A 21,210-nucleotide genomic window follows, 5' to 3' on the forward strand; every position below is an offset into this window, starting at 1 on the left:
CATTCGTCGGGGCACCGAGGTAACCAGCAGAGAAATCAATAAGGCGTGAGCACATTTAACGCTCAACGAATCGACACCCAGCAGCCTACCGGAAAATCTCCCTTCCCGATGCCTGCGGGTAACATATTATTTTCATCGACTGCTACATCTTCACCGGTAAAAATATTTCTCCAGCGTTGTGGCGCCTGATCCGGTAACTGTATTTGCCAGAGCTGGCGATCATCAGGCAATGGTTGCAGGGGTACGGCCACAATTACCCACGCATCGTCCAGCGTACGTGCATAGGCCAACGTAGTCACTTCCTGCCCTTTTATGTCCAACGGACGATAATCTCCTTCGGCAAACACAGCAGCGCTTTCCTGACGACATTGTAAAGCCTTCCAGGTGATGTACAACTTAGCGGCTCCGTCGGCACGGTGTGCCGCCAGGTAATCCATCAGCGCCGTGGGTTTCACCAGTTGCAGTTCATTCAGGAGCAATTTGCCCGTAGCATAGTCTATGGGGCGACGGTTATCAGGATCTACATAAGTAAGATCCCAGCGCTCGCAACCCTGGTAAATATCCGGAATGCCCGGGGCTGTTATTTTGATCAGCACCTGTCCCAGCGACAGGTCTTCCGCCTTGCGCGCTACCTGCTGGGCAAATGGCGTAAAGGAGGCCAGGAACGCATGTGCAGGATGGAGCAGTTCATCGATAAACCGGTGACAGGCCGTTTCGTATTGTTCATCGGGCGTCTCCCAGCGTGTGTGTTGCTTCGCTTCACGCAATGCCTTGGTCAAATACGCCTTCAGTCTTTCTACCAACCCATCGTTGCATAGTCCGTCTGCCGGCCACCCGGCGATCAGTGACTGATAGATAAAATATTCCTCGTTGGTATCCGGCATCCTGCGTTCCCCTTCCAGTTGCCTGATGGCATCGTTGACGATCATCCATTCCTGCACGGCCGTTTCCCAGGCTTCCGTCATCGTGGTCAACACGGCCAGGCGCATGCGGGCATCCTCACCACGTTTGGTATCGTGGGTAGACGTAGCGTTGAGCGACTGCGGTGTGCGCAACAGCCGCTCCTTCATAAGCGTATGGAATGACCGCACAGACATACCACCAATCGCCGGTGAATCGCCTACTTCGTTATGACCGATGAAGGCATTGTATTGATAGAAGGTGGTATCCTCTACCCCCTTCGCCATGAGCGGGCCGGTAAACTGCATGAGCCTCTTCAGGAATTGCAGGATCTTTCTTCCCTTATCGGAACTGGCATCCTGGCCGGTCAGCAATTGCCGCAGATAGTTCAACTCCGGCTCCACCGCTGGTGAAGCGTGTATGGCCTCTGCAATGACATCCTGCAGCAGCGTCGTCTCGGAGGCCGACAAGGGATATTCGACTGGATAGGTTCTATACACTGGCAGGTGGATCATGATCGCCGCCAATGCAGCACGCCATTTCAACTGTTCGTTGTGCTTCGCCAGTCCAAGTTCTGCAAACAGCTGCACGAGGTTATCCAATTCACCCGCCATGTATTGCTCCAGGATCATCCGCTTATTGTTGATCACGATTTGCGGATAAGCCGGCAGATCGGGCAATAAGCGGCGGTAAAAACGTTCCAACTCCTGCATGCCTTCCTGGTCGGCAAAGAGCTGGTTGACGTAGGCCAGGAACTCATAACCGCTGGTGCCCTGCAAGGGCCATTGTGGTGGCAGGTATTCATTTTCTGCCAGTATCTTTTCGGCGATGAGGTAACACTCCTCCCCAAACAAAGCGCGCAGCCTTTGTACGTATTCGCCGGGCGCGTAGAGTCCATCGATGTGATCGATGCGCAATCCCTGTACCAATCCTTCCTGGTACAGCTGGTGCAAAAAAGCATGGTATTCGTCAAATACCCGCTCATCTTCCATGCGCAGACAGATCAAGGAAGTGACCGTGAAAAAACGACGGTAATCGATGACAGTGTTCACCTCCTGCCAATGGCACAGTCGATAGTATTGTTTGTGGAGTATTTCGAGTAACCAATCATGCCGGCTGTTGACGAGATCGATGAGCGCTTCCACCTGCTGACGATGCTGAGGATGATCGAGCGCGGCGCCCAGTACGGTCGACTTCATTTGCTGCCATTGTTCAAGGGTACGCTCCTGCATGCTCACAAGTGCGAGGTGGGTAATAGCCGGTGCCAGCTGCATGGCAGTATCCCTGGCCATCATGCTGACGAACAACAGGTAGTAGGCACCGATAGACAACGGATACCGATCGCCCGGGGTGGCAACATAGATGCCGTCGGCAGCAACGGTCAACCGCACAGAACCGTCGCGCACACCATCTGCCAAAGAAACGCCCAGGAACGGCACCATGAGGCGACCACCAAAATGGGGATGCTGCCACAGGATGTCGAAATAGCTGGCATAAGGCGACAAGCGTCCGCGTTCCAGCACATCCATCAGGCGCCAGTTGGCACTACTGAACGACATATGATTGGGCACGATGTCTTGCAACCAGTTCATGTTCTTTTCCTGCAGGCGCCTGGTGATGGCCCTCCATTCCTCCAGGGTACCGATCACCGGGTTCAGTTGATGAGGATCGGTGACATCATACCCATGCAGGCTGTTGTCCGGTGCCCGGGTAATGGGCGATGCATACACGGTACTGATACCCAGAGCGTGGAGATAGTCGATGATCTCCGACAATTGTTGCAGGGTAAAGTCTTTGTGCAATTGGATACGATAGGTAGCTATAGGAATGCTCATATCTTTTTAGGTATTTCGAATACGACAACTGATTCGGGTTGCAGGGTCCAGCTTTCGGGGTATGGCTCACTCAGGGGTAGTTCTCCCGGACCCAGCCACACTGAGGCGGAAGAGTCGAGCACTTTTCGTGCCCCGGCCGGCAGGGGAAAATGACATTCACTGGTTGCCTGACTGAAATGGAGGAATATCAACAGCGCGTCGAAACCATCCTGCCTGCGGAAACCAATGATGTACTCATGGCCTGTATCGAGTAGCTGCAGATCTTCCCGGTGGGTACTCCTCAACGAGGGTACAAACTTTCTCATATTGATGAGGTACTTGTAAAAGCTCAGTAGGTTGGCGGCTCGCTCATCGAATGTGTAAGCCCTGCTGAGCTTGCATTGCAGGAAGGTGGCCTCCGCTTGTGGATCGGGCACCTCGTCGTCTCCGAAGAAATAGGCAAATTCTTCTCGGCGACCTTTGCGTACCATTTCTACCAGGTGCTCGTCGGTATGACTGATGAAATATTGAAAGGGATTCTTTTCTCCATACTCTTCCCCCATGAACAGTAAGGGGGTATAGGGCGAAAGCAATACGGTGGCGGCGACCAGCTTTTGCATTTCGTAAGATACCAGCGAGCTAAGCCGGTCGCCACCCGGCCGGTTACCGATCTGATCATGGTTTTGTGCAAATACGACAAACTGATCATTGGTGGTACCGGTGGGATAGGTGCCGAAATTCTTTTTCCGGTGCTGGGAGTATTGCCCGGTATAGACATAGCCATCGCGGATCGCTTTCACCAGGTGTTGGGGCTGGCCAAAATCTTCATAATACCCTTTTACTTCACCGGTAACCAGGCTATGAAGTGCATGGTGAAACTCATCGATCCATTGTCCGCTCAATCCGTATCCGCCTATAGCAGGCGATTGAATATAGCGGGGATGGTTAAGGTCGAGCTCAGCGATCAGCAACTTATGTCGACCGGTCGATTGCGACAACGCTTCTACTTTTATTCTCAATTCATCGATGAAATGACGGGCGCCATGGTCCCAGATAGCATGTACCGCATCCAGGCGAAGACCATCGAGGTGAAACTCATTGAGCCACATCAGGGCATTTTGCCAAAAGAAATTTCGTACACCGTCGCTGTAGGCATCGTCAAAATTGACGACAGGGCCCCATACCCCTTTGTACTTGTCGGTGGTGTAAGGACCAAATTGCGGAAAATGATTGCCTTCGGGACCAAAATGGTTGTAGACCACATCGAGGAGGACGGCGATGCCTTTAGCGTGGGCGGCATTGACGAGGTCTTTCAACCCTTCAATACCACCATAAGCAGTATGGGCTGCAAAGGGAAAAACGCCATCGTATCCCCAGTTGCGATCGCCGGGAAATTGTGCAATGGGCATCAGTTCTATGGCCGTGATGCCCAGGTCGTGCAGGTAATCCAGTTGATCGATGATGCCGGCAAAATCGCCGGTTGGGGTGAAGGTGCCGGTGTGTAGCTCATAGATAATGAGTTCCTCCATGCGCAAGCCCTTCCATGCCTGGTCGGTCCAGTTGTAGTGCGTACCGGCTACTGCCGAAGCGCCATGAACGCCATCCGGTTGCCAGCGCGAAGCCGGATCGGGCAAAGGTGGCCCATCCCCTAACTGTATCTGGTATCGATCACCTGGCCGAATGCAGGGTATCGTGACCTCCCAATAGCCTCCGCGCCGGGATACAAGGCCATGATAATGGCTGTTGAGCAGAACGCCTGCCTGCTTCACTAAGGGGGCCCAGACGCGGAACAGACAATGGCCATCCTCCTGGAGAAGGGCGCCGACTTCTACGATTGATTCTTCCATATGTTAGTGCCTTCGCTTTGTGCTGCTGCTGATGGCATTACCAAATTGAAGCCAGACGCCACGGCAGCCCCGGCCGGGCGGTAAACCAGCGGAAGGCCGGACAGGACCGGCTGGTCGGAGACATTTTTCTACACTTCTACAGGGGGAGCGGTAACAGGAGGGGGAGCGGACGGCAGGTGATACCAACAAGAAAGCCCCCTTACGGGGGCTTCAATCTTTTACGGACGAGCACAGAACATTCTTCACATGCATTGGACGACAGGACGCTGGACCTTAATTACAGCAGATCACAAGTAACAGTTCAGGATATCCAAAGGGTACGGTTAACAACGGGCTTTTTCGGATGATATTGGTCGGATTTTCAGGATATCGGATTGTCTGAACCGTTTCATGTATCAACTACACTAAAGCTAATACCAGCGTTGCATAAATGCAATAGGAAATCTACGATGATCAATATTTTCCACGAGGGCAATAAATCAGTTCATACACGCCCACAATAAAAGCCGATGCGCCACACATTCATTAGCCTGCTGAAATAGAAGCCATTAACGGCGGCGAAATTTACGACCTACTATTGGCATCATGCATCGCCGTCATTTTTGCCCGCTACCCTGATTATTTTTATCAACAGAGAAAAGACAAAAAGTTCATCCCAATCCATGACTTTTTTTACTACCCTGCATTACATTCCCTCTTTGGGACGTATCCCGCCGGTTCTCGGGTCCCGTATGACCGGTCGCTAAAATACCCTCCATGGCTTAGCGGCGACCGCCCCGGTGCTGCCGCCAGGGAATCAGCTTGCCAAAGAAAGATCGGATTTGCTGCCACCGGCGTTGTATCTTTGCCAGCCCCGTATACCAGCGACATGCCCTACTCAAAATACTTTATCATGCTAGCGGACGACGATGCGGACGACTGCCTGTTGTTTCAGCAGGCGCTCGGCGATCTGTCGATCGAACAAAAGCCCCTCACCTTTGAAAATGGTCAGGCCCTGCTCGATTACCTGCATGAGGCCATCGTGTTGCCCGATCTGCTGTTCCTCGATATCAATATGCCCCGCAAAAACGGCCTGGAAGCTTTGAAAGAGATCAAGGGCCACAAGACGCTTCAACACGTACCGATCGTCATGTTCTCCACCACCAGGAACCCATCGACCGTACAGGTCGCATTTGGCGCCGGCGCCAACCTCTATGCCTGCAAGCCGGCCAGCTATGTACAACTGGTCTCCCTGCTTCAACGGATCCTCGAACTGGAAGTAGGCGGCCTGCTGAGTCATCGCTCCATGGATCGCTTTCTCATCGAACACGCCTGATACACTGCTATGCAAAAAGCCCCTGTTGCCAGGGGCTGTCATTGTACCGATAACCGATAAGACTAGCTTTTCGTACACTTCGGTTTTTCGCAGCAAGGCTTTCCGGGTTTTGTGCAGGTTTTCTTGCAACAGTTTTCCGTCTTTCCTTTACCGGTCTTTTGCTTGTTCTTTTCGCCTTCGTTGGAGTAAGCTACTGCACTGCTCATCAGGAGGGCCATAGTAGCTAAAAAAAATACCTTTTTCATATTGTGTTTGTTGTAGCTGTTGAGTAAATAAAATGAACTTGATTTTCAGGGCTATACGCAACAGCATCCGGTGGTTTCCACGCGCCGGATAAATACTGAAAGCAATAATGTGAATGGAAGTAACGAAATGCGCTGGCAACCGCCATCACCCCGTCGGAGGATGTTTGCCAGGCGTTTGCCGTGACCACATACACCAGGGGGCTATGCTGGCCACAAGCCGTTTCGCAACAACCCTTTTCCGTTTGCCTGTCACCACCCTTCGCAACTGGTTGCAGGCAGGCCAGCCTGGGGGCCGGTGAGCTATGGTGCTGCAGGAAAGCGGGCCAGTAAACGGCTGGTAGCAGGCAACAACATAATATGAGTGTCCTGATGCGCAAGGGCTGTATCAGTTTGATCCCACAAATCTATCGGGTGGCTGGCGGCTGCTCAAGCCCAATTGCGCGAAGCGGGGTAAAACGGCGCCGAGGCGTAGCAGGTAGTGCAATCGGTTGTCATAGGCCAGGCAACGCGGCAATCGGCCACCAGTCTAACTATCCTGTACTTACCTGCTCCGGCATAGTGGAAAATTTTTAATTGTTTTCTTGACACTAATTCTTTTTTATTTCGAATAATAACTGTTAATTTGACGTTAATAGCGGTATACCTCTTTTTAGCTCTCGAAAAGTGTGTGACCGACGGGGATTTGACCTTGCTTTTATTCCAAAACGATAAATATTGCTATTATGAAATGCTCCCAACCCATCGTCTTCCGCTTGCGGACGTACCCACACCAGCACGCACTTCTATACATCCAAACATTTTTGAGGCACTAGGCAACTGAAGTTTACTGGTATCATGTTATCCGGCTACCGGCTTATCGCCCATGGTACCCGGCAGACACTATTTTGCTATTCCACCAACCAAATCAAAGCAATATGAGACCTGCTAACCTGACGGCCTGGTTTCGTTGTCGGTCATTGACCCTCAACGACCGCACCCGCCGCCTATTCGGAACATAATCAACCACCACACAACCTGATGACCGGCCTTTACGACCGGTACACCGCCCGGAGCGTTTCAATAACGTTTACCGGCCGGCCAGTAATTCTTTTTTCCTCTCAATTTCTAAATAACAACATTCGATGACAATGAAGGCTCGTTTGTCACCCGGCAAACATCAACTCATTTGGCTGATCGTTTTACTACTCACCACTGGTAAACTCTTTTCACAAGGAAACGAGATCACTGTGCAGGGTAAGGTAAGTTCCGACTCAGCCAACCTGCATGAAGTGAATATCGTACTGCGATCAAACCCCAAGATCTTCACCCGCACGCTTACGAACGGCGCTTACTCCATCAAGGTGCCGGCAGATGGTATCCTCGTATTCTCGATGGTAGGATTCGAAACACAGGAGATACCCATCAACGGCAAAAGCACGATCAATGTGACGATGCGGATTAAGGACAAAGGCATGGAAGATGTCACCGTGATCGGCTTCGGCGGCACCCGCAAGAAAGGCAGTCTCGTCAGCTCTATCACTTCCATCAGCGCGAAAGACCTGCAAACGCCCACCGGCAATATCACCAATCAGATTGCAGGCCGTGTAGCGGGTATGATCTCATTTCAGCAAAGCGGTGAACCCGGACGTGGCAGTGACAACTCCACCTTTTACATCCGCGGTCTGGCCACCTTTGGATCGGGCAAACAGGATCCGCTGATCCTCATCGATGGTATCGAATCGACGCCGACCGATATGGCCCGTATCCAGGCCGATGACATTTCCGATTTCTCGGTGTTGAAAGACGCCTCTGCAGCCTCCGTATACGGTGCCCGCGGAGCGAACGGCGTCGTGCTGATCAATACCAAACTGGGTAAGGAAGGCGCCCCCAAATTCTTCGTCAGAAGTGAAGCCAGGGCATCCACCAACACACAAAACCTGAAGTATGCCGACAACATTACCTATATGAACCTCGCCAACGAGGCGGCCACTACGCGGGCCAACGGCGCCGTGGCACTTCCTTACAGTCAAAACAAGATCAACCATACTGCAGCGGGCGACGACCCCAACCTGTACCCCAGCAATAACTGGATCAAGCAACTGGTGAAGGATTTTACCGTCAACCAGAACTACTACGCCAGCGTGAACGGTGGCACCGCCCGGGCGCGCTACCACGTAGCCGCTTCGTACGCACGTGACAACGGTATCCTCAGCGTAGATCCTATCAATGACTTCAACAGCAATATCCGCCTGTCGCGTTATTCGCTGCGCTCGACCTTCAACCTGGATGTTACCAAGACCACCGAATTGATGGTGCGTATGTATGGTCAGTTTGACGATTACCAAGGCCCCATCGGCGGGCGGCTGGACAATGTGACGTACAATGATGGCGGTGGCTATATTTTCCGGCTGGCGCTGCGCTCGAACCCGGTCATGTTCCCGGCAGTATACCCCCATGAAATGCGCCCTTATGTCAACCATCCGCTGTTTGGATCGTACCGGATGATGGCCAATGGTACCCTCACCTCTACCCTGCTGACGAATCCTTACGCGGAGATGGTAAGAGGGTATAGCGTCTACAAGACCTCCAACCTGCAACCGCAGGTAGAACTGCGGCAGAAGCTCGACTTCATCACCAAGGGGTTGAACTTCCGCACCATGGCTTACCTGAAGCGCTATTCGTTCTATTCGTCGAGCCGAAAATACAACCCCTTCTACTACTATGCCAATGTGCAGCCTGACGGCAAGAACTACAACCTGCAGGTATACAATGCAGACGCCACCACCTCCGGTTTACCCGCCGGCATCATCGGTACGGAATACCTGGACTATACAGAGCTGGCCAAAGATGTAGATTCCCGCATCTGGCTGGAAGGTACGCTCAACTATAACCGGACCTTCAAGGACGTGCACAGCGTAGGCGGTTCACTCATCTCCTATATGTCGAGTTATGAAGTGGGCAATGCCGGCAACGTAACGTCTTCGCTACCCAAACGCAACCTGGGGGTGAGCGGCCGCTTTACCTATGGTTATGATGACCGTTACCTGGCCGAATTCAACTTTGGTTACAATGGTTCAGAAAGATTCGACGCCAGCCACCGCTTTGGTTTCTTCCCTTCTGGTGGTGTCGCTTACCGGATCTCCAATGAAAAATTCTTCGATCCGTTGTTGACCGTCATCGACGACCTGAAGTTCAGAGCTACCTATGGTATCGTGGGTAATGACCAGATCGGTGACGAAAGGGATCGTTTCTTCTACCTGTCCAATATCAGTTTAGATAACCTGGCCTATGGGGCCACCTTCGGCCGCAATGATGGTGCAGCCACCTACTCCCGTCCCGGTGTATCGATCTTCCGCTATGCCAACCCGAATATCACCTGGGAGAAATCGCGTCAGTTGAACATCGGTATGGATATCCGTATGTTCAAATCACTCGAACTGATCGTGGATGTATTCCGTCAGCAACGGGATGGCATCCTGTTGTTCAAATCCAACCTGGAATCGGCCCTGGGCCTGATGGCCATTCCGCAAGCCAACTATGGCAAGGCTGAATCACGGGGTGTAGACCTGTCGGTTAAATACGATCGCGTAGTCAATAAAAACCTGTATGCGAATATCCGCGGCACCTTCACTTTTGCCACCAGCAAACGGCATATTGTAGATGAATTGAACTATGAAAACAGTCTCCGTCACCTGTCGAGCGTAGGTTATCCCCTGAGACAGGAATGGGGTTATATCGCCGAACGCCTGTTCATCGACCAGAAAGAAGTGTCCAACTCACCCCAGCAATTTGGCGATCAGGGCAATGGCTCCAAGCTGGGTGATATCATGGCCGGCGACATCAAGTACCGCGACATCAACGGTGATGGCATCATCAATGGCGATGACCGTGTGCCGATTGGCTACCCTACCCAACCGGAGATCATTTATGGCTTTGGTGCATCGCTGCGTTACAAGAACCTGGACTTCAGTTTTTATTTCCAGGGATCGGCCCGCTCTTCTTTCTTCATCGACCCCAATGCCGTACAACCCTTCAACCAGGTGGGCGGTTTACAGAATGGCTTGCTAAAGGCCATTGCTGATGACCATTGGACAGAAGAGAACCGTAACCTCTACGCTTTGTGGCCCCGCCTCAGTTCGGCGCCCGTGAACAGCAACCTGCAACGTTCTACCTGGTGGATGCGCAATGGTGCGTTCCTGCGGTTGAAGAACGTAGACCTCGGCTACAACTTCCCGAACCTCCGCAAATATGGCCTGCAAAGCGGCCGGGTGTACTTATCTGGCACCAACCTGCTGATGTTGAGCAGCTTTAAATTATGGGATGTGGAAATGGGTGGCAATGGCCTGGGATACCCTATTCAATCGGTATTCAACCTCGGTCTGGAATTGAGTTTCTAAACAATGACAATGAAGCGAACAATGAAATCAAGTATACAAACTGACAACCATCGCCTGCGGGCAGCTGCCGGCAATCAGCGGCCACCACGTAAAACCCGCCGTTGGCTGGGAGCCGTGTTGGGCGCCCTCGCTATAACATCGCTGCTGGGCTCCTGCAAAAAGTTCATGGACATCGTACCCGATAACGTGGCTACGATCGACCACGCTTTCAGATTGAGAAATGAAGCAGAGAAATACCTGTTCACCCTGTATTCTTTCATGCCCCGTAGTGGCGATGGCTGGTACAACCCCGGCATGATGGGTGGTGATGAGATCTGGCTACCGGAAGAAAGTGAAACACACTGGCACCCGGCCTTCCGCATCGCCCGCGGTATGCAGACCAAAGATGCACCCCTGTTCGACGAATGGGCCGGAGTACGCAAAGGCAATAATGGCACCAACGACCATCGTAAACTATGGATCGCCATCAGCCATTGCAATATATTCATGCTCAACATGCGCGACATGACCAAGGTACCCGATATCTCCGAAGCGGAGCGGATGCAATGGATCGGTGAAGCGGAATTCCTGAAAGCGTTCTACCATTATTACCTGTTCAGGATGTATGGTCCTGTACCGATCATGGACAAGAACATCGATGTGGATGGTGATGTAGCCTCCTCCTATTCACAACGTGCGCCCGTAGACTCCGTGGTCAATTATGTATCCAACCTATTGGATTCGGCGTATGAGAAACTCCCCGTTACCATACTCGATGAGAACAAGGACCTGGGTCGTATTACACGTCCGATTGCACTCGCGGTAAAAGCTAAACTGTGGCTACTCGCCGCCAGCCCGCTCTTCAATGGCAATACCGACTATGCCGGCTTTACAGACACCAAGGGCAAAGCGCTTTTCAATCCGGCTGTCGATAAGAGCAAATGGGAAAAAGCCAAAGCAGCCACCCTCGCAGCCATCACGGCTGCCGAAAGCAACGGCCACCGCCTGTATGAATATGGCCCCGACCTGCTCAATCTCACCGATACCACCAAGTTGCAATTGTCGATCCGCAATGCCACAACCGGTCGCTGGAATACGGAACATGTGTGGGCCAATGCACAAAGCTATTTCGTCAACGAATCGTTGTGTATGCCTCCCATGGAGCGTCTTTCCCGCGCCAGTGCATCTACCATCCGGTTTGAACTGCAGGGCGTATGGGCGGCCCCCATCAAGATCGCTAAACTGTTCTATAGCAAGAATGGCGTACCCATCGAGGAAGACAAGACACTCAACTTCCGCAACATCGAAGAGCTGCGTACTGCCACACAGGCCGAGCGCAATTATATAGAACCCGGCTTCACGACCTCACGCCTCAATTATGACCGGGAGCCACGCTTCTATGCAGACCTTGGTTTTGATGGCGGCGTCTGGTACATGAAAGATGCCGTGGCAGGAGGCAGTGACCGCAACACGTATTTTGTACGGGCCAAAAATGGAGAACGGGCTGGCCTCGGTCACTTCACGAACTGGAACGAGACCGGGTACTTTATCAAGAAACTGGTACACTGGGAATCGGGTACCAACCAAAGTACCAGCTGGAAGGCTTATCCCTGGCCGGAGATCCGGTTGGCAGACCTGTACCTGATGTATGCAGAGGCCTTGAATGAACTGGAGCCCGGCTCTGCTACCGCCATACAATATCTCGACAAGATCCGTACCCGGGCCGGACTGAAAGGCGTGGTTGAATCCTGGAACAATTTCTCTACCACACCCGGCAAGTACAGTTCGCAAGATGGGCTGCGGGCGATCATTCAACAGGAGCGGCTGATCGAACTCTCTTTTGAAGGGCAACGTTTCTGGGACCTGCGCCGCTGGAAACGTGCACTGGAAGAGCTGAACAAGGACATCACCGGCTGGACCAGTTCCGGTAAAACCACCGAGACCTATTACAAGGAACGCGTGGTATTTACCCAACGCTTTCTCGTGCCCCGCGATTACCTCTGGCCCGTGGGCAACTACGACATCCGGAGAAATCCTTTGCTGGTAGAAAACCCAGGCTGGTAATTCACTTTTCACATTCAAAGAACAGACATGAACAACTTGAAAAAACATATACAATGGCTGGCTATCGGCAGCTTCCTGTTTGCCACCTGCGGTAAAGAAGTGCAACAGGAACCGCTTTGCGATGGTAACACGGTGCCCAGCGCCATCACCAATATACAGGTGGAAAACAGAAAGGGTTACGCCAGGATCAATTATAAGGTGCCCGACGATCCCAATATCCTCTATGTACTGGCGGAGTATACTTCCGGAAAAGCAAAGACGATAGAAACCAAAGTGTCGTATTATGTCGACTCCTTGCTCGTCAATGGCTTTGCCGACACGTTGCAACACGAGATCAAACTGTACTCGGTATCCCGATGCGGCGTACGCTCACAACCGATAACAACGACGATAAAACCGCTGGAAGCGCCGATCCATGATGTATTCCGTAGCATGAAGGTGGAAAACGCCTTTGGTGGATTTCGTCTGACCGGCGACAATGCTACCGGCGCCAACTATGGCATCATCGTGCTATCGCCCAACCAATTCAAAGAGTACGAGATCGACAATTACAAAAGCGTTTACCTGACTACGGGAGAAAAGACCTTCCTGGCCAAGATCAGGGGTATGGACACCGTGAAACAGCGACTTGGTTTTTTTGTACAGGATCGCTGGGGCAACGCTTCCGACACCCTGTTCCAGGATGTGACGCCGATCTACGAAACGCAATTCGACAAAGCGAAGTTCAAGACTTATGTACTTCCCGGTGATGCACCGCAGGTAACCAATGGCGCACGGCTGGAGTATGCCTGGGATAACCGGCTGGGATGGCCTTACGTCAGCTTCACCGACCAAACGGCTGGTGGTTCGGGCCCGCACACGATCACCTTCGACATGGGTATTACTGCCAAGCTGAGCCTGATCTGGATCCGTCCTTTCCCCGAGCTCAACCCTACGCAGTTCTACTTCCTCACGACGCTCAAGCGCTTTGAAATATATGGCGCTACGGCTCCTACGGCAAGCGGCGCACTGGATGCCAGCTGGACACTGTTGAGCTCGTTCCAGATCACCAAACCATCGGGTACAGCTTATGGCAAGGATACCGACCTTGACCGGGAGGTCGCCGCGGCTGGTTTCAATTTCGAGATCCCGTTGAACGCTCCAAGGGTGAGGTACCTGCGTGTTCGCTGCCTGGAGAACTGGGCTGGTGGCACTGCGCAAAACATCAATGAGATCACGGTTTATGGAGATCCAAGGTAATTCAGCAACCATTCAAAACACTACAATGACAACAACTATCATTCGTCCAATTCTACTGCCCTTGTTGACGGCCGGCCTGCTGACGGTGGCTTCGTGCAACAAATGGGACGACTATAAAAAATACACGGAGACCGGCGAGATCACGTATGCCGGTAAACTGGATTCCATCCGAATCCTTTCCGGAAAAGACCGTGTAATGATCACCGGCCGTTTCAATGCCGACCCTTCCATCACACAAGTGAAAGTGTTCTGGAACAACCGGCGTGATTCTGCACAATTCACTGTTAAACGCGTGAGCGGCGACAACCAGTTCAGGGAAATATTTGCAGCTCCTGAGGGGGTGACGACGTTTACGGTACACACCTACGACGCCAAGGGTAATAAATCGGTACCCGTATCCGTAATAGGCAGAAGTTATGGCGCCAATTACCGGAAAAAGCTCAGCCACCGCATCTTCAACACCTTGTTCCTGGGAACCGGCAGCACCATCAACTGGGAGCCGGCCGATGCGAGTATAGGAACCATACGCACCGAGTTTCAGTATCCTTTAAATGGTGTTACCCAGGAGGTAGTCACACCGACGGCCACAACCGTCAATACACTACCTGCCTTGCCGAATGCGGCTACCGTATTCCGCTTCCGCTCTATCTTCCGGCCCGACACTACCTGTATAGACACCTTTGCACTGCCGTGGAAGGACACGACCCTGGTACCTTTTAAAAACAGTCGCATACCCTTTATAGCATCGGCCAAATCGGGCCGCTGGGGAAACCTGTCCGACTGGAACGCCAACGCTGCCGTGAAGAGCCATGGAGGATTCGGCGGCTGGGACGAATGGAACAGCAACATCTTCAATGTAGAATCGGGTTGGGGTTCACCAGCTATCAACAACGGTAAACTGTGGCAGGTGATCTCACTACCCGCGGGCACCTACACTTTTGAGATATCCGACCTGCGCGATACCAATCTGCTGCCGACAGACAACACCTACCTGGTGGCGGCCGTTGGTGCCGACCTGCCGGATGTGGCCAATATTGGCAGCGCATTGGCATCGGCAAAGATCGTGAACGGAAAACCATTGAGTGAGCTACGCATTCGGTTTACCTTGACGGAAACCAAAGAGGTCAGCATTGGCTACCTGACTACACAGGTAGATGGCACACCAGGTAAGTTCTGTAACATACGTGCCTTCAACGTGTACGCAAATTGATCAATTGATAGTCCCCTATCCTGCAAACCGGGAGCCGCTGTCTTCAGCGGCTCTTTTTATTTGCGGTAAGAAGAGAAAAATTGAATGCCATTACTGATCTTTACAGGGCACTCGGCGGGGGTAATGAACGATAACCCCGCCTGCCAGGAACTGGCCTGACCACCAGACGAGTCGTACCATAAAACCTACCTTTTTTGATGTGTATGGAAAAGCGTACCCCTTGCATACTGGTGTGTTGTGTGCTGGCCTGGCTGGCCATCTGTATGCCGTTGCGATCGAGCAGTCAAAGCTACCGGCTCACGGTGCGGATCAACGACACCCTTTCTCACCCGATCCATCAGGCAACTATTCAAATAAACGGCAAGGCATCCGTGGCAGATTCCACGGGCGCCTTTACCGATACGTTACCCGGCGGCCGGTACCGCCTCCTCATCACCGCTATTGGCTATGAAGACACTAACCTGTCGTTGCAACTGACGAGCGACTATGTGTTGCAGCTGACCTTGCGCACCCGGCGCAATACCCTGGATGCGGTGACGGTATTGGGAAGTCGTACCCTACACCGCAACCAGATGAGCGCCCACACGCTCGATATGACCCTTATCCAAAAACTACCCGTGATCCTGGGCGAGGTCGATCCCATGAAAACGATCACATTACTGCCCGGTGTTAAAAGTGGGGGCGATGCCAGTGCAGGTATTTATGTGCGCGGCGGCGGTCCCGATCAAAACCTGGTACTGCTGGATGGCATTCCGATCTACAATCCCAATCACCTGCTGGGTTTCTTCAGTGTCTTCAATGGCGACGCGCTACGGAATATAGAAGTGATCAAAGGGGGCATTCCGGCCGAATACGGTGGGCGCCTCAGCAGTGTGATTGCCGTGAATACCCGCGACGGCAACCGTGATTCTATCAAAGGCACTGGCGGTATAGGACTGATCTCCTCCCGCCTTACCCTGGAAGGGCCGCTCATCAAAAAGAAATCCACGTTCACGGTCAGCATGCGGCGCACCTACATCGACCAGGTGGCCCGATTGGTGGCCAAAGACACCATTGGCGATAATGGATATTATTTTTATGATATCAATGCCAAAGTGGACTACCAGCTCAACGACAAAAATGCGCTGTACTTCACCTTCTATACTGGTCGCGATAATTTCACCTTTGTCGACGATGACGAAGAAGAAGGAGAAGGCCGCTCCCGCTCCTTCAACGCCGCCTGGGGCAATACGATTGCCGGGCTCACCTGGAAACAACAACTCAACAAGCAGTTGAAACAAGAGCTTACGATCGTACGCAATGATTTCAACCTCACCTCCCGTATTACCTTCAACACCAACAGCCTTATTCTATCCTCGGGGTTGACAGATTACCAGGCCAAGAATGACTGGAATTACACCGCTACCAACTGGATGCGCTGGAAAGCGGGGGCCCAATACATCTGGCACAATTTCAGACCGGGGGCAGGCAGCAGCAACCAGGGTACACAGGAATTCAGGTCGGCCATCCAGGACCAGTTTGCCCATGAGGCGGCCGCTTACCTCAGTACCGATATCGATATTACCCCAGCGCTCAACCTGGTGGCAGGCATGCGTTATAGCTATTTTAACCAGGTAGGGCCAACAGATCGCATGATCTATGGGCCCGACGGCGCACCAACCGGTGAAACAGAAACCTATAAAAGGGGGGAAAGCATCGCACGTTATCATTATCCCGAACCACGGATCAGCCTCCAGTACAAGCTGACACCCACTTCCAATATCAAGCTGTCGTATACCCGCACCATCCAATACCTGCACCTGGCCACCACCAGTGCCGCCACCTTTCCTACCGATCTATGGGTGCCTTCCAGCCGCCGCATCCAACCCGAGAAAGCGACGCAGGTGGCTGCCGGTTATTTCAAAGGGTTTGGCAACGGACAGTTTGAATTCAGCGCCGAGGCATACTACAAAACCATGACGAATCAACTGGAGTTCAAACCAGGTGCCCAGTTGCTGCTGAACCAGAATATGGATGGGGAGATGATCTTTGGCAGCGGCAAGGCTTATGGCCTTGAACTCTTCTTCCAGAAAAGAACGGGCAGACTGTCTGGCTGGATCGGTTATACACTAAGCCGCTCGGAAAGGACATTCGCCGAGTTGAACGATGGCAAGCCCTATCCTTACCGGTACGACCGCACGCACGACCTGAGCGTAGTAGCCAACTATCAGTTGAACAGGAAATGGAGTTCTTCGCTGGTATTTGTGTACGGTACCGGCAATGCGCTTACGATGCCTACCGGCCGATTTGTATACAGCATTGGTTTCAATGCCGTTGGCAATGCGCCCATCTTTACCAGCATCAACCAGTACGATAAGATCAATGATTACCGCATGCCGGCCTATCACCGGCTCGATCTGTCGTTCACGTATACGCCTAAGCCGGAGAGCACCAAAAGATTCAAAAGCAGCTGGGCTTTTGGCCTGTACAATGTATACAGCCGCCAGAACCCCTATTTCATTTACCTGGATGTAGACGAAGAAGATCGCAAGATCCAGGGCAAGAAGGTATTTCTCTTCCCCATCATACCAGGTGTTACCTGGAACTTTAAATTCTAAAGCATGGTAACCGTTAAACGATATACAGTCCCGGGTCTTTTGTGTATCGCCCTTTTCATGGCCGGCTGTTCACGTGACTTCGAGATTGAACTGAAGCCGGCAGTACCCATGCTGGTGGTGGAGGGCTATATCAATACCTGGAATCCGCTCTACAACTATGTAATACTTGGCCGTAGCCAGGATTTTTATGATACGGCTTTCTCCAATGTGGCCGTCTCCAATGCGCGGGTGTTCATTACGGAGGGCACCTACGGGCCCAACGATACGTATAGCTGGGATGCTACCACCCGCCGGCAAATGCGGGAGATACGTGTGCCCCAATTGGGCAACGTGCAGCTACCCGGAGTTTACTTCGATCCCCGCTTAGCCAGCGATCCGGGCCGGTCGTTACGGGGAACCGCCGGTAAACATTACTTACTGGAAATCGAAACCGACGGCAAACAGTATACCGCTACCACACACCTGGTACCTGTGGTAAGACTGGATAGCGTAACCGTCGGCAATTATTACAACGACGAGGAAGAGGGGCATATCGTTCGCAAAGCACTGATCACCGTTCACTACAAGGATCCCGATACCATTGGCAACAGTCAACTGTATTTCTGGCAATACCGGCTGGAGCGGCGGTTTGGCTGGGGCAGCCTGCATACGAACCGGTACACGCCTGGCACCGATGACCTGGTGAATGGCCAATACCTGCATATCACCCACGGTAATGGACTCAATGTAGGCGACACCATTACCTATCACCTGGCCAGCGTAGAAAGAAAAGTCTACAATTTCTGGGATAGCTTCAATAAGGCGCGCAGCAACGGAGGGCCCTTTTCGACCCCGGTTACGCTACAATCTACCATCAGTGGCGAAAATGTTACGGGCTGCTTCAGTGGATTCAGTGTTAGTAGCCGCAGGGTGGCAATTCGGGAGTAAGCGTCTACCCGCCATTGACGATGTGCTTCATCAGTTCGAGCCGGAGCTTACGCATTTCATCATAGACGAGCTGCGCCATCAGCCTCGCACCATATTCACTAAAGTGGGTATTGTCATTGACCCCATCAGGAAATTGCGGGTTGACGCCGGGTTCTGATATATTGAACAGTACTTTGGAAGCATCGGGGCCAAGGGAATCGAACAGCTTGCGGCTCCTGGTGTCCAGATCGATCAGGGGCACCTGCTGCGCAGCTGCGACCTCCACCACGATCTTGGAATATTCCACATGAGTTGCTGACGCTTTGCCTTCTTTCGTAAATCGGCGGCGCGACACGGGTGTCACCAATACCGGGAAAGCAGATTTCGCCCTTGTTTCGGCAACAAAGCGCATCAGGTTCTTCCGGTAATCTTCGGGCGTGGTATACCGGTCTTTGTATTGTTCGCCTTTCGCTTCATCGTTGTGGCCAAACTGCATGAACACATAATCGCCCGGCTTCAGCGCATGTTCGATCGGCTGCCAGCGGTTCTCGCTGAGGAAGGTGCGGGTACTTCGACCCCCTCGGGCATGGTTGTCTACAGTTACCGATTCATTGAAGAAAGTGGCGAACGGCGTCCCCCACCCTGTTACGGGCGCCTGCGACACCGGTTGTGTGCAAACTGTAGAATCGCCAATCAGGTAGACGGTGATCTTATCCCTGCGGAACAGGATAAATGAACACAATGCCAGGCAGCTTACCAGTAAAGGCATTCGGGCAATCAATCGCATAAATCAGGTTAATTCTTTTTGGGAATAGGTTTGTAAAAGTGATCCAGGATATCGCCGGGATGTAACTCCTTCAGCGAAGCATACACGATCTCTGCCATTCTGCGGGCACCGAGCTCGCTGAAATGCGTATCGTCGATCTTCCCTTCCGGATAGTTGGGATGTTCCCCTGGCTTCAGGTGGTTGAACAATAATTTGGAGGATTCGGGGCCCATGGATTGCAGCAGGGCCTGACTTTTACCGTCGAGCTCGATGAGCGGTACACTCTCTTTGGCCGCTATTTTTCGTACCAATTCCGCATAGACCCGGTGCGTATCTTCCAGTTTGCCATCGGGGCCAAACTTACGCCGCGCCGCGGGGGTGATCAGGATCGGGATGGCCTTACGGGCGCGAGCTTCCGATACATAACGCAGCAGGTTTTGCTGAAATTCGGCTTCGGTCGTTGCCTGCTTTTTGGTGGGCACTTCATCGTTGTGGCCAAACTGGATCAGCACCAGATCGCCTGTAGATAGACTATCGAGGATGGGTGCCCATAAATTGTCGGCGAGAAAGGACTTGGTGCTACGGCCATTTTGCGCGCGGTTGTAGACGACCGTGTTACTGGTGTCCACAAATTTGGCAAACATAGTGCCCCAGCCCGTTTCGGGAAAGGCCTTCTGTACTTTATCGGACATCGTGGAATCGCCCACCAGGAAGAGCTTTCTTTTCCGGGGAGGATCGACGAAAGCGGCCAGCAGGATCGTTGCCGGTAATAGTAACCGGAATAGCTTGTGTTGCATGAGGACGACAAAATAGGAAAAAATTGCCACCCACCCTTCCTGTGCTGTCTGGTAGCGGCGCCCACAGCGACCAGACCCCAAGGTCTACGTTCCTACCCATTCCCCACAGCAGCCTGAAGGGCGCGGTATCCGGCTACCCCATCAGGGCAGCATAGCTGATAACCCATGAACAGCAGCTGACGCCTATAACAGTCAGGACTGTGCTATCTTCCTCAACTGGCGTATAGTTGGGCAACAATGTTCACAAAGCCACAACTGTGCAGGCGGCATGGCAAGCGGCATAGCCTTTGAAACAGGGATGAACAATTATCCTTTATCAAATTCAAACAAGCCACATATGCCAACCACGAAAACAAAACCACGTACCGCAAAAGGTAAAACCAAGGCGCCCGCCAAAGGCAATACCCAACTGGAAAAGTTTTTCATAGACGCATTGAAAGATATTTATTGGGCAGAGAAAGCGCTGTCCAAAGCGTTGCCCAAAATGCAGAAGGCAGCCACCACCGACGAACTAAAATCAGCCATCGAAGATCACCTCGCTCAAACCAAAGAGCATATAGTACGGGTAGAAGAAGCGTTCAGCCTCCTCGGTAAAAAAGCACAAGGGAAGAAATGCGAAGCCATGGAGGGATTGATCAAAGAGGGCGAGAGCATCCTCGAAGAAACGGAGAAAGGTACCATGACCCGCGACGTAGCGATCATCGCCGCCGCCCAGAAGATCGAACACTACGAGATCGCTACCTATGGCACCCTGGTGACCCTCGCCAATACCATGGGCAACTCGGACCTGGCCGAGCTACTGGTAGAGACGCTGCAGGAAGAAAAAGACACCGATAGCCACCTGACCGCGATCGCCGAAAACGGGATCAACTGGGAAGCAGAGCAGGAAGATGACGAACAAGAAGAAGACTAAGACTTTGGTTTATTTAATATTTAGCAGACAGCAGGCCGGGGGTTCTCCCCCGGCCTTTTTCATGGCACACCACTGGTCAATACGTCCCCTTCCTGCGATACAATTACACCCCATAATCAAATGACACTACAACCGGGCTCCACGATTTGGGCATTCACTTCCACAGCCATACAAATAAGGCCGCTTACTCCCATTGGCATAACAATTGTCAAATAAGAATGCCGACCGCAAAACGAGTAAAA

The 21,210-nt window shown here is 52.4% G+C and carries 13 protein-coding genes; 8 read left to right on the top strand and 5 right to left on the bottom strand.

Annotated elements, in window-relative coordinates; genetic code table 11:
- Window positions 1-62 precede the first annotated feature (62 nt).
- A complete protein-coding gene (gene treY, locus P2W70_RS23290; RefSeq protein ID WP_276483940.1) occupies window positions 63-2,735 on the bottom strand; it encodes a malto-oligosyltrehalose synthase in 2,673 nt (890 codons plus the stop codon).
- A complete protein-coding gene (gene treZ, locus P2W70_RS23295; RefSeq protein ID WP_276483941.1) occupies window positions 2,732-4,561 on the bottom strand; it encodes a malto-oligosyltrehalose trehalohydrolase in 1,830 nt (609 codons plus the stop codon). Before treZ ends, treY begins: the two co-directional genes overlap by 4 nt.
- Window positions 4,562-5,453: 892 nt before the next feature.
- Between treZ and P2W70_RS23300 the strand changes: the two genes are divergently transcribed.
- Window positions 5,454-5,876: a response regulator gene (locus P2W70_RS23300; protein WP_276483942.1), complete on the top strand. Its 423-nt coding sequence runs from the start codon at window positions 5,454-5,456 to the stop codon at window positions 5,874-5,876.
- 62 nt (window positions 5,877-5,938) lie between these two features.
- On the opposite strand, the gene P2W70_RS23305 is transcribed toward P2W70_RS23300, so the two are convergent.
- Window positions 5,939-6,121, bottom strand: coding sequence for a hypothetical protein (locus P2W70_RS23305; RefSeq protein WP_276483943.1), 183 nt, complete (start codon window positions 6,119-6,121; stop codon window positions 5,939-5,941).
- Window positions 6,122-7,242: 1,121 nt separating this feature from the next.
- Here P2W70_RS23305 and P2W70_RS23310 point away from each other — a divergent pair.
- The 6 genes from P2W70_RS23310 to P2W70_RS23335 all read left to right on the top strand — a co-directional run bounded on the left by P2W70_RS23310 (window position 7,243) and on the right by P2W70_RS23335 (window position 18,513).
- Window positions 7,243-10,497, top strand: coding sequence for a SusC/RagA family TonB-linked outer membrane protein (locus tag P2W70_RS23310; RefSeq protein ID WP_276483944.1), 3,255 nt, complete (start codon window positions 7,243-7,245; stop codon window positions 10,495-10,497).
- 9 nt (window positions 10,498-10,506) lie between these two features.
- The gene (locus P2W70_RS23315; RefSeq protein WP_276483945.1) at window positions 10,507-12,540 is read left to right on the top strand and encodes a RagB/SusD family nutrient uptake outer membrane protein; all 2,034 of its coding nucleotides are present in this window, start codon (window positions 10,507-10,509) and stop codon (window positions 12,538-12,540) included.
- Window positions 12,541-12,567: 27 nt separating this feature from the next.
- Entirely contained in the window at window positions 12,568-13,779 is a 1,212-nt protein-coding gene (locus P2W70_RS23320) for a DUF5000 domain-containing lipoprotein (RefSeq protein WP_276483946.1), read from the top strand.
- A 25-nt stretch (window positions 13,780-13,804) separates the two neighbouring features.
- A complete protein-coding gene (locus tag P2W70_RS23325; protein ID WP_276483947.1) occupies window positions 13,805-14,989 on the top strand; it encodes a DUF4998 domain-containing protein in 1,185 nt (394 codons plus the stop codon).
- A gap of 203 nt (window positions 14,990-15,192) precedes the next feature.
- Window positions 15,193-17,586 carry a TonB-dependent receptor gene (locus P2W70_RS23330; RefSeq protein ID WP_276483948.1) on the top strand — a complete coding sequence of 798 codons (2,394 nt, stop codon included), beginning with the start codon at window positions 15,193-15,195 and terminating at the stop codon, window positions 17,584-17,586.
- A 57-nt stretch (window positions 17,587-17,643) separates the two neighbouring features.
- On the top strand, window positions 17,644-18,513 hold the full coding sequence (locus tag P2W70_RS23335) for a DUF4249 domain-containing protein (protein ID WP_276483949.1): 870 nt from the start codon (window positions 17,644-17,646) through the stop codon (window positions 18,511-18,513).
- A 4-nt stretch (window positions 18,514-18,517) separates the two neighbouring features.
- Here P2W70_RS23335 and P2W70_RS23340 read toward each other — a convergent pair whose 3' ends face one another.
- Both P2W70_RS23340 and P2W70_RS23345 read right to left on the bottom strand, forming a co-directional pair.
- Window positions 18,518-19,279, bottom strand: a complete 762-nt coding sequence (locus P2W70_RS23340; RefSeq protein ID WP_276483950.1) for a rhamnogalacturonan acetylesterase — start codon at window positions 19,277-19,279, stop codon at window positions 18,518-18,520.
- A gap of 8 nt (window positions 19,280-19,287) precedes the next feature.
- Entirely contained in the window at window positions 19,288-20,055 is a 768-nt protein-coding gene (locus P2W70_RS23345; RefSeq protein ID WP_276483951.1) for a rhamnogalacturonan acetylesterase, read from the bottom strand.
- Window positions 20,056-20,392: 337 nt separating this feature from the next.
- Between P2W70_RS23345 and P2W70_RS23350 the strand changes: the two genes are divergently transcribed.
- Window positions 20,393-20,968 (top strand): YciE/YciF ferroxidase family protein, encoded by a 576-nt coding sequence (locus P2W70_RS23350; RefSeq protein WP_276483952.1) that lies wholly within the window; start codon window positions 20,393-20,395, stop codon window positions 20,966-20,968.
- Window positions 20,969-21,210: the final 242 nt, after the last annotated feature.

The organism is Paraflavitalea pollutisoli, from assembly GCF_029360705.1.
In the GTDB taxonomy this organism is placed as follows: Bacteria; Bacteroidota; Bacteroidia; order Chitinophagales; family Chitinophagaceae; genus Paraflavitalea; species Paraflavitalea pollutisoli.

What these genes read in the sequence shown, in the direction of transcription:
- treY (WP_276483940.1), bottom strand. Translation starts at nt 2,735, where the DNA reads ATGAGCATTCCTATAGCTACCTATCGTATCCAATTGCACAAAGACTTT.
- treZ (WP_276483941.1), bottom strand. Translation starts at nt 4,561, where the DNA reads ATGGAAGAATCAATCGTAGAAGTCGGCGCCCTTCTCCAGGAGGATGGC.
- P2W70_RS23300 (WP_276483942.1), top strand. Translation starts at nt 5,454, where the DNA reads ATGCTAGCGGACGACGATGCGGACGACTGCCTGTTGTTTCAGCAGGCG.
- P2W70_RS23305 (WP_276483943.1), bottom strand. Translation starts at nt 6,121, where the DNA reads ATGAAAAAGGTATTTTTTTTAGCTACTATGGCCCTCCTGATGAGCAGT.
- P2W70_RS23310 (WP_276483944.1), top strand. Translation starts at nt 7,243, where the DNA reads ATGACAATGAAGGCTCGTTTGTCACCCGGCAAACATCAACTCATTTGG.
- P2W70_RS23315 (WP_276483945.1), top strand. Translation starts at nt 10,507, where the DNA reads ATGAAGCGAACAATGAAATCAAGTATACAAACTGACAACCATCGCCTG.
- P2W70_RS23320 (WP_276483946.1), top strand. Translation starts at nt 12,568, where the DNA reads ATGAACAACTTGAAAAAACATATACAATGGCTGGCTATCGGCAGCTTC.
- P2W70_RS23325 (WP_276483947.1), top strand. Translation starts at nt 13,805, where the DNA reads ATGACAACAACTATCATTCGTCCAATTCTACTGCCCTTGTTGACGGCC.
- P2W70_RS23330 (WP_276483948.1), top strand. Translation starts at nt 15,193, where the DNA reads ATGGAAAAGCGTACCCCTTGCATACTGGTGTGTTGTGTGCTGGCCTGG.
- P2W70_RS23335 (WP_276483949.1), top strand. Translation starts at nt 17,644, where the DNA reads ATGGCCGGCTGTTCACGTGACTTCGAGATTGAACTGAAGCCGGCAGTA.
- P2W70_RS23340 (WP_276483950.1), bottom strand. Translation starts at nt 19,279, where the DNA reads ATGCGATTGATTGCCCGAATGCCTTTACTGGTAAGCTGCCTGGCATTG.
- P2W70_RS23345 (WP_276483951.1), bottom strand. Translation starts at nt 20,055, where the DNA reads ATGCAACACAAGCTATTCCGGTTACTATTACCGGCAACGATCCTGCTG.
- P2W70_RS23350 (WP_276483952.1), top strand. Translation starts at nt 20,393, where the DNA reads ATGCCAACCACGAAAACAAAACCACGTACCGCAAAAGGTAAAACCAAG.